Consider the following 10,150-nt stretch of genomic DNA (forward strand, 5'->3'; position numbering starts at 1 on the left):
ATCCTTATCTGGCAAGAGACTTAATTGATTAGTTCGCTCTAGAGCAAAAACAATTGACAAAAATCGCTAAATGCCTTTCTCTATAAGGGTTCCATCCCTTATAACCCCCGTCCATTGCATAACACAAACCGAAGAGCCAGAAAAAGTCACGGAAGCTGGGGGTTTTTATGTTGAGGTTCCTACCCAAAAAATTAAACCCTCCCAAACTTGTCCTAATTGTGGTCATCAAAAGAAGAAATCTTTAGCCGAAAGAGTTCATCGCTGTGAGAAATGTGGCTATTCTTGTGATCGAGATGTAGCTGCTGCACAAGTTATGCTCAATTATGCTAGGGGCTTGGAACGAGCCTCTTTAGATGCAGAGTCGTCTAGCGCTACCTTGTGCGGAAGTATGAGGCATCTAGGGACGAAGAATCGTCAGAAACTCCAATCGAGCGCGTAGCGGATTGGAGTAGTTCATAAAATCTTGAAATATACCTTAAGGTCAGGATGAATAATTTAGGGATATACCTTAAGATGGGAATTACCCGTGAGCAATAGGGTTGAGGATTTTGGGCAACCGTTGAATACCTTAGCCATTGACCACGAGCAACTAAAAACAAACGTTGATAAACAAAAATTTAGCTTGTGCGACCGCATAAATATACCAAAATCGACCAACACCAAGACTATCCTTGTCCCTGTCGTCGGAAAGGGACATTGTGCCCGATTTTATTGACCGATGCCTTTGGCTGTGATCGCTGTCAACAGATATTTGTGCTACAGGAAAACGGTCAAATTATCGAACAATTAGCCCCCCACTATCCCTATAAACGCAGTTGGCGCTGGACGGGATTTCGTTGGGTGAGTACGAATCGGCGCTTTGGACAAGAGGTATTACCCCTGATGGTGGGGATAATTCTGTTATTATCGATCGTTTGGCTACCCTTAATTTTAAAATCACCGCCGGGGGTAAGCGTGATTTTTGGGGCAATTCTAGTTATGCTATTAGTTATTTTGCCCGCATTCATCTTTTGGTTAGCCTATCGACGCTAGACAAGAATCTATGATCGAAAGTTCCCCCAAAACCCCCCCGACGATCTTTAAGCAAGCATACAATGCTTTTCTGGATCTAGGTCAATTCAATGGCAACGAAAGAAATCGCGGGGTAATCGCGATCGCTAATGCCATTAAAACTGGCTTTGATCGCATTTTAGAAGCCAATACCCTCGATTTAGAAGTCAGTCGAGAGATGGCCGTCTCAGAACAAATGATTCGCTGGTTACGGTTAACTCCCGAACGTTTAGAGACGACGGTGGAGGTATTGCAACAACTAGCGGAAGCATCGGATCCGCTGCAACAGGTAATTAACGCGGCCTATCAACTTAATCCGTCCCAAACCTATTGCCAAAGGATGCCTTTAGGAGTGATTGCCTTAGTCTATGAAGGTTTTCCCGAATTAGCGATGGTAGCGGCGGGATTTTCCCTAAAAAGTGGCAATAGTTTGATTATTCGCGGTTCCAATGCCTCTAGTCATTCCGATGGAGTGATTACGGAAATTATCCAAGAAGCTTTGGAAGATGTGGGTTTACCCGTGGATTGTGTGAGTGGTTTACCCTGCGATTCTAGTCCCTCCCTAGAGGAGTTGCTGACGCAGGAAAATTATGTTAATTTGATTATTCCCTACGGTCGCCCTAGTTTAATCGGTCGGGTGAGTCAATTGGCCACGGTTCCCGTTTTGCGTGCGGCCATGGGAAACTGTTATTTGTATTGGTCTCCTAGTGGCGATTTGGAGTTAGCTCGTCAGGTAATTATCGATAGTCATGGCAGCATACCCGATCCGGTTAACGCGATCGAAAAAGTTTTAATTAGTCCCCATCACAATTCTTCAACTTTAAGTCGTTTGTTTAAAAGTTTGCAGGAAAAAGGCTTTAAATTGCGGGGAGATAACCGATTAGCGGCGGATTTTCCCGAACATTTAACCATTGCTACCGATAATGATTGGCAAAGACCCTATTTAGAAAAAACGGTGGCCTTTAGGTTAGTGGATACCCTCACTGATGCGATCGCTTGGATTAATAAGTATAGTAGCGGTCACGCGGATTGTATTGTCACCGAATCCTATCGAGAAAGTCGTCAATTCGCCATGGAGTCCGATAGTGCTTTAGTTTATATCAATTCTTCACCCCGATTCGATCGCAATCCCAAACAGGGAGAATCGGTGTTTTTGGGCATTTCCAACCAAAAAGGCCAGCGCCGGGGGTTAATCAACCTAGAAACCTTTACCACCCTTAAACAGGTGGTGCAGGGGTAGTTTTGGTGAACTGGGTATTGTTAAGTTAGCTAGGGTTTGCGGCAAAAAGTTTTTCGTGGGGACAGGGTGTGGGGTGTGGGGTGTGGGGTGTGGGGTTTTAGGGATTTTGAGGGGGTCAGTTACCTAATTTTCAGGGAAAAAGTCCAGGAATTTTACCCCCGATCACTCCAATGGTTGGCACTTTTTGAGGGAAAAAAAGTCTAAAAGTCTTACCCAACAAGGTTTTTAGATTTATTCAGCCAACCCTACCTAGTGGTCTGCGGCAAAAAGTTTTTCGTGGGGGTAGGGGTAGGGTTGATTCATGAATCAACCCTACGACATCGGGGGGGGCGGGGGCAAGAGGCAAAAGGAGGAATAAATAATCAGTCTTTAATAACTGGATTTAGTATTAGAACAATGGCGAGAAAATGACAGTTTTTAACTGAAATTACTGTCCAAACAAAACCGAACTATTGCCAGATCCTTGGAACAAGATCCAAGTCATCAGCAGATTAGATACAAAAATCGCTAAGAGCATAGTGACTACGGCCGCGGTCGTAGCTTGGCCGACTCCTTTAGCACCGCCATCGGTCGTTAAACCCCAATTACAGCCGATAATCGCAATTAAAGCCCCAAAAACCAACCCTTTAACCGGTCCACTCAGCACATCTCCCACACCCAGAAAACCGCGAACCGAGTCGAGAAAAACTGAATTGGCAATCCCGTATAAACTTTGGCCGACTAGCAAACCGCTACCTAAACCGATCAGCAACGCCATAACACTCAAAGCGGGAACCATCAGACAACAGGCAATTAAACGGGGCAGCACCAGATATTCCACGGGATCGGTTTTGAGCATATAGAGTGCGTCGATCTGCTCTGTCACCTTCATGGTACCGATTTCCGCCGCAAAAGCCGATCCTACCCGACCGGCTACCACGATCGCCATCATAATCGGACAGAGTTCCCGACCGAGAGCAAGGGCCAAAATTCCCCCCACCATACTGCCAGCGCCCAAAGCTTGGAACTCCCGGGCCACTTGGATCGTAAAGATCATCCCGATCACCGCGGCCGTGATCATGGCGATAATCAGCGAGGCGGGCCCGGCTGCTACCATTTGTTCTTGGGTGACGCGCCAATCGGGTTGGCGCGTGAATAGGAAGTAAAAAACCCTGCCGGTCAATAGTACCGCTAACCAACAGCGCCGAAACCAAGAGCTTAATTCCTTGCTAAAAATCGCCAATAAATCCTTCATTGTCCCCAAAATCGATCGGACTAGAGAAAAGTCTATCCTGTTTTGTCTTCTAATACCAAATCCTGTTATAATAAAACGAGTAAAGACAAGGAGATAAAATGCCCAAGAAAGCTGACTTAGCCGAACATCTAAGTTCAGAGGAACTGATACTAAATCTGGTTATTAAAAACTGATTATTTATTCCCCCTTTTGCCTCTTGCCTGTTGCATGAGTGCCTCTCCTCTATAAGTAGCCTATACTCAACGGATTTAGTATAAGCGGTTTAAATAGGGTTGGCTGAATAAATCTAAAAACCTTGTTGGATAAGACTTTTGGACTTTTTTCCCCTCAAAAAGTGCCAGCCATTGCGGGGATAGGGGGGAAAATTCCGGGACTTTTTCCCTGAAAATTAGGTAAGCTAAACGGCTTTTACTTCGGATCACCGATATAGACTCCAAAATGGTTATAGCTATTGGATCATGCAGGTTAAGCGCCGTTTAGCTTAGTTGACCACCTGAAAATCGATCAAACCCCACACCCCACACCCCACACCCCACACCCTGCCCCCAGAAAAGCTTTTTCAGCAGCCCCTAAATAGGGTTGGCTGAAAAAGTTTGCTCCCCCTAAATTCCCCTTAAAAAGGGGGACTTAAAGCTGAAAAAAGGGGCTTTGCGCCCCTAAAAATCTTTAGTCAACCGATTAAAAATCTACACCAGACTATAGACAATTACTAAGCCCAAAACTGCGGCAAAGACAATTAAAGCGTAGAATTGGGCGCGACCATTTTCAAGGTATTTAAGACCTTCACCACTGACAAGAGTAGCTAAACCAGTTAAATTCACTGCCCCATCGATAACGCGATAATCCACTTCCATAATTTGCCGTGCGAGACGACGACAACCCTGTACAAAAACTCGATCATAGAGATTATCAATGTACCATTTGTTCAGGGAAAAACGATACAAAGCGGGGAATTTTTCCGCAATAGTTGCGGGGTCAATTTTCTTCTGGAGATACATCAAAGAAGCGACAGTAATCCCGATTAAAGCAATCCCCACCGAATTACCCGCCATAATCAGAAACTCCGTCCAATCAAAAGCATGAACTTCTTCCACCACTTCGTTAGGAACATGAATAAAACCCTCGAAGAAATTCTGCCAAGGTTTACCCACCAAACCGATTAACAAAGAAGGAACCGCTAAAATCATTAGAGGTAAAGTCATCGTAATTGGCGATTCGTGGGGTTCATGGGCATGATGGCCGTGGTTGTCTTCTTCCTGTGCTTCCGAGTCTAATTGCTTAACATTCATTGCCCCCGGTCCAAAAGCTGGAATCGCGCCCGCATTGGCTAACAGTCGGCGTTTAATCTCCTTATTAGTGCCTCTAAACTCCCCTTCAAAAGTGTTAAAGTACATCCGGAACATATAAAAAGCTGTTAAACCCGCAGTGGCCCAACCGATTAACCATAAGGACGGGTTCGCCTCAAAAGCTAAACCGAGAATTTCATCCTTCGACCAGAAACCAGCGAAGGGAGGAATCCCACAGATGGCCAGAGTTCCCACCAGGAAAGTTAGGGCAGTAATGGGCATATACTTGCGTAAACCGCCCATCATCCGCATATCTTGCGCTAAAACCGGCTCATGACCGACCACATCCTCCATACCGTGGATGACCGAACCAGAACCGAGGAATAACATCGCCTTAAAATAAGCGTGGGTCATCAGGTGGAATAATCCCGCACTATAAGCGCCGATACCCATAGCCATAACCATATAACCCAATTGGGAGATGGTGGAATAGGCTAAACCCTTTTTGATATCATTCTGGGTAAGGGCGATACTTGCCCCTAGAAAGGCGGTAAAAGCCCCCGTCCAAGCAATTACCGTCATCGCCGTGGGAATTGGCTCAAAAACGGGATACATTCGAGCAATCAGGAAAACTCCGGCGGCCACCATGGTGGCGGCGTGAATCAGGGCCGAAATCGGGGTCGGACCTTCCATGGCATCCGGTAGCCAGACATGAAGGGGAAACTGGGCTGATTTGGCCACGGGTCCAAGGAAGACTAAAACGGCGAATAATGCCGCTAAACTGCCGGCAATGGCTCCAGAAGAGACTAATTCCTCTAGACGTTCACCCATGATATCAAACTCGAAGCTGCCGGTGGCCCAGAAAAGCCCCAGCATTCCCAGTAATAAGCCAAAATCGCCGACGCGGTTGGTAACGAAGGCTTTTTGACAGGCCTCGGCAGCCGCCGGACGAGTGAACCAGAAACCTACTAGCAGATAGGAACACATCCCCACCAATTCCCAGAAAACGTAGATCTGGACGAGGTTGGGACTGATGACCAAACCGAGCATAGAACTGCTAAAAATGCTCAGATAGGCGTAAAAACGCACATAACCGGGGTCGTGGGCCATGTAACCATCGGTATAAATCATCACCAAAAAGGCCACGGTGGTGACGATAACCGACATTAAAGCACTGAGGTGATCGATCGTATAACCCATTTTCAGGTGAAAGTTACCCGCCGATGCCCAATCGATCATTTGGTTGTAGGGAGCGTGTCCATTGATTTGACTCCACAGCAGCGCAAAAGAAAGCACCATCGACGCGCCGAGGGTAGAAATGATCAATACAGCATTCACCTGTCGCAGACGATTGGTGACTTCATTAAAGGAAATTAAGCCCGCGCCCACTAGGGTAGCGCCTACCAAAGGCAGGACGGGAACTAGCCACGCGTACTGATAAAGCGGTTCCATTCAGTAATACCTAGTTTACAATTTCACACTATTTGGTTTATCCTCATCTATTGTGACATAGGTTAATTCTTAAGAAAGTGTTTATACCTAGTTTTGCTCAATAGGGCGGCGAAAGGTCAAAGGACCTTATCAATTTGGCAGTTTAGCGAGCGGGACGGTAATTTTTAGGGAGAAGCGGTAAAATTATCGAATAACCACGAAAGCAAGGAAACAATCAAACCAGCAGAAAAGGAAATTATCGCCACGATCGCCTCGCTACCAAGATAACGGGATAAAAAACTGCCTTGAATTTGGGCGATCGGTAGTCGCGGATTTAACCCCACTTGGATGCTGTTGGTATTGCCGGAAACGCTCACTTCTAAACCTTGTGATGCCTCGGTAATCTGCAAGTTTTCCCCCGTGGTTTTTAGTTTGAGGTTTTGGTTGCTATCCTCTCGGATAATTTTTATCTGATTTAATATCTCTACTCCAGGTTTCTCGACGATTAGGAATTGATTTTCTTCTAGCTTAAGATCCTGTTGAGCCATCCGGATATTACCAGAAATAATTGTCGATTCCACTAAGTCATCTCTCACATTATTACCGGTGATAATCGGTCGCTCAAATCTAACATTATTAACTTTAATATTGCGCCAAAAAATAGGCTGTTCTTGATCTGGAGAAAGTTGTTCTTTATCTTGAGAAAGTTGTAAATTAACATCGATCGCTTGTTGTATTTCTAATTTAAATTCGGTGGTGCTGAGATTAAATTCGAGGGGAATATCCTCTTTTTTTTGGGGTAAATTAGCAATTTTATAACCAGAAAGAGTTATTTTAATCGGGTTGCCGCTAGGGTTAAATGACAAAGTTACTGGTTGAGAATTTGGCTGCAAACTAAAAGCCAAAAGATTATTAAAAGGCGCGTATTTGAGATTTTTTACTCTAGTTTCTTTTTGTAAACGGAGTTCTTGTAGGATAAAATCCGCCGTCGGGGTAATTGTTAAAGTGCTATTTTCCTGGATTGATTCAATTTCTAGTCGCTCTCGTTTATTGAGTTCGGGTTCGGCAAGACTGCTAAAAATGCCAGCGAGGGTAAATTTTTTCAGTCCCGATAGATCTATTTGGGAAAGATTATCGACATCTTTGAGCAATAAACTTTCGTTTTCTTGACAGGTAAAACTAAAGCTTTTTACCAATAAATTGCCTTCAAAGTTTTGTTTAACTGGGATAATTCCCCAAAAAATCGACAGGAAAACAAGTGCTAGAGTAACTATAAAAACTGTGCAAAACTTGAGATTTTTCCTGATAAATCGCCAGAAACTTTTAAAATTATGCTTGGACTTCATTTTAGCCACTGGGGATTATGTTCAAAAGTTATATTAATCGGGGCATTTCTGGGAGGAGCATCATCTTGTTCTAATAAAGCTTTGACTCGCAATTCGTACAATCCCGCCTTAGCCAGTTTACCATCAGAAGTACGACCATCCCAACTCAAGAAAATTTCTCCTTTTGGTTGCCAGTTAGGGCGAGAAGTCTCATAGATAACCTTGTTGTTCTGGAGGATTTGTAATTCTTTGATCTGGCTACGCACATTAGTAAAAAAGACGAGATCGTATTTTCCCGACGGATTAAAAATAACTGGCAAATAGATCAATCTACCCTCACTGATATAGGCCGTGGCCCGCAGACTGTCAAGGACGATATTCTCCCTGTCGATAACATCATTCGACCATTTAAATTGATATCGAGAACCTTGAGGATGCAAGGTAATAGGATCGAGTTGATAATTTTTCCGCACAGAACGCACCCTCACTTTTGGGGCTAAATTATTGCGGGCAGGCACTTCTAGCTGCAAGTAATCACTCATCTCCCGAATCCGGCCGATAGAAAGGGAAATAAGACTAAAACTGCCCGCAATATCGATCGGGGCTATTCCTTCACAGCGGTTGTCATTATCTCTCCGGATATAATTGCTAAATCTAGTATCTCCCTTGCCACAGTTTTGAGCTTGAATAGCAGGGAAAAGTGAGAGCAAAACAAGACTAAAAATTGTTAAGTTCAGGGCAGTAATTGTTTTTTTCATCTAGTGTAACCTTCCATTCACATAACTGTTTTAAAATTTGAGTTGCGGTATGAGCCACAGCGATACCAGCATTGCTATTGAGTCGGGACGCGTTAACTGTATTAAACACCAATCCGATCACCCGCATTTCTGGATCGAGTACGGGACTCCCTGAAGCGCCCTCTGCCAGACTCGTATCGATTAATAAATGGCCTGTGCTAGGTTGAATGTTGATTACTGTAGTCTTGTATTGAGACCAATCTTTTGATTCAGGATGTCCGATGATAGAAATCGGTGTGTCTGGGCTGATCTTATCTTGATAAAAGGTTAAAGAGCCGATATCACTGGGCAAATCCCTGACTTCCAGCAAAGCTAAATCCAATTTTTCATCGGGTTCGTTGATGTGAACTATTTTCGCCACTGCACGAGCGCGGGGAAGGTTCGGTAGATTTTCGCCGTAATAGGGTTCCACTTCCAGATTATCGCCCCTCTGTTCCGTGTCACTATCAACCACCACATGACGATTGGTGATAATCCACACCGTTGTTCCCTGGCGTTTGATCACATAACCCGTACCGTAGTTTGTCCCCTTGGCGTTACCAGTAAAGACAACACTGATTTTAACGATCGATCGCTTGATCCGGGTGAGGGGATCCTCTTGGGGTAAATATTCGGTATTATTCAAAGCGATGATCTGCTCCGGTTGTTGCTGCAACGATAACAAGCGCCGGGCCTCTTGCAGGTTATTGCTGGCAAATTCATACTGGGGATCGATTTTCGTCGCCTTCTCGAACTCAGCGATCGCTGCCTCTAGCTTGCCCTGTTCCTGTAGGAGCAGACCCAAATTATTATGGGCAAGGGTATGAGCGGTAGTAGGAGTCCCAGTAGTATCATCCGGTAAATCTAAAGCCCTACGGAACATTTCCTCCGCTTCCTTCAGTTTTTTCTGGTCCCTCAGCACGTTACCGAGATTGTTGTAGGCATTGACATATTTATCATCAAGAGCGATCGCCCTACGGTACATTTCCTCCGCTTCCGTCAGTTTTTTCTGGTCCCTCAGCACGTTACCGAGATTGTAGTAGGCATAGACATATTTATCATCAAGAGCGATCGCCCTACGGTACATTTCCTCGGCTTCCTTCAGTTTTTTCTGGTCATACAGCACGTTACCGAGATTGTTGTAGGCATCGACATATTTATCATCAAGAGCGATCGCCCTACGGTACATTTCCTCCGCTTCCGTCAGTTTTTTCTGTAAATATAGGACATCACCTATATTTTTGTAGGTTTGTGGAAGTTTTGGATCGAGAGCGAGCGACTTTTGACAGAAAATCAGTGCTTCGTCTAACTTATTTTGACGGAATAGCGCAGCGCAGAGATTGCTAAAAGCCACAGCACTGTTAGGATCAAGCTGAATAATTTGTCGCCAGATTCTTTCGGCTTCCGGGTATTTTTTTTGCGCTTGAGCAGTTTCACCCTGTTGCCATAACTGCTCCAGTGTTTGTGCCACTGTTGTCGGCGGCATGATCATCAATGCCAAAGTTAACACCAAAGCCAGCCGCACCACTTTCATAAGCTGATTTAAAATATTCTATCTATAGGTTAACAGATAGCAATGGAGTCAGGAACATTGCTGCATCTTAGTCGGTTAAGTAAGTAGTTATAATTACATTGAAGATAGATTTTGCCTCTGATCCCCCCTGCTACCTTGATAAGGCTATCCATTAGTCACATCTTTCTTAACATAAAATTTGACAAAAAGAGAAAAGTGTGCCAGATGGCTCAAGGGGGTTCTATGGGGGAACTAATTTGATGAGATAGTTTCCAAGTCTCGCTGATATCATGTA

General features: G+C 44.6%; 9 protein-coding genes. 3 read left to right on the forward strand and 6 right to left on the reverse strand.

Annotated features, from left to right (window positions below):
* Window positions 1–70: 70 nt before the first annotated feature.
* The 3 genes from O9332_RS15930 (at window position 71) to O9332_RS15940 (ending at window position 2,290) form a co-directional block, all read left to right on the forward strand.
* Window positions 71–439, forward strand: a complete 369-nt coding sequence (locus tag O9332_RS15930; RefSeq protein WP_288026383.1) for a zinc ribbon domain-containing protein — start codon at window positions 71–73, stop codon at window positions 437–439.
* A 185-nt stretch (window positions 440–624) separates the two neighbouring features.
* Window positions 625–1,032 carry a hypothetical protein gene (locus O9332_RS15935; RefSeq protein ID WP_002763516.1) on the forward strand — a complete coding sequence of 136 codons (408 nt, stop codon included), beginning with the start codon at window positions 625–627 and terminating at the stop codon, window positions 1,030–1,032.
* A 10-nt stretch (window positions 1,033–1,042) separates the two neighbouring features.
* Entirely contained in the window at window positions 1,043–2,290 is a 1,248-nt protein-coding gene (locus O9332_RS15940; protein WP_002763515.1) for a glutamate-5-semialdehyde dehydrogenase, read from the forward strand.
* A 427-nt stretch (window positions 2,291–2,717) separates the two neighbouring features.
* Here O9332_RS15940 and O9332_RS15945 read toward each other — a convergent pair whose 3' ends face one another.
* The 6 genes from O9332_RS15945 to O9332_RS15970 form a co-directional block, all read right to left on the reverse strand.
* Window positions 2,718–3,524: an MlaE family lipid ABC transporter permease subunit gene (locus O9332_RS15945; RefSeq protein ID WP_002763514.1), complete on the reverse strand. Its 807-nt coding sequence runs from the start codon at window positions 3,522–3,524 to the stop codon at window positions 2,718–2,720.
* 248 nt (window positions 3,525–3,772) lie between these two features.
* Window positions 3,773–3,952, reverse strand: coding sequence for a hypothetical protein (locus O9332_RS15950; RefSeq protein ID WP_373276134.1), 180 nt, complete (start codon window positions 3,950–3,952; stop codon window positions 3,773–3,775).
* A gap of 258 nt (window positions 3,953–4,210) precedes the next feature.
* Complete coding sequence (locus O9332_RS15955; RefSeq protein WP_016514691.1) at window positions 4,211–6,262, reverse strand: NAD(P)H-quinone oxidoreductase subunit 5; 2,052 nt, start codon at window positions 6,260–6,262, stop codon at window positions 4,211–4,213.
* Window positions 6,263–6,426: 164 nt separating this feature from the next.
* Window positions 6,427–7,587: a hypothetical protein gene (locus O9332_RS15960; RefSeq protein ID WP_288026387.1), complete on the reverse strand. Its 1,161-nt coding sequence runs from the start codon at window positions 7,585–7,587 to the stop codon at window positions 6,427–6,429.
* A complete protein-coding gene (locus tag O9332_RS15965) occupies window positions 7,584–8,324 on the reverse strand; it encodes a T9SS type B sorting domain-containing protein (protein ID WP_288026389.1) in 741 nt (246 codons plus the stop codon). Before O9332_RS15965 ends, O9332_RS15960 begins: the two co-directional genes overlap by 4 nt.
* Complete coding sequence (locus O9332_RS15970; RefSeq protein WP_288026391.1) at window positions 8,284–9,876, reverse strand: tetratricopeptide repeat protein; 1,593 nt, start codon at window positions 9,874–9,876, stop codon at window positions 8,284–8,286. The genes O9332_RS15965 and O9332_RS15970 overlap by 41 nt, the downstream gene beginning before the upstream one ends.
* Window positions 9,877–10,150 lie beyond the last annotated feature (274 nt).

Source organism: Microcystis sp. LE19-10.1B, from assembly GCF_027530565.1.
GTDB classification, from domain to species: domain Bacteria; phylum Cyanobacteriota; class Cyanobacteriia; order Cyanobacteriales; family Microcystaceae; genus Microcystis; species Microcystis aeruginosa.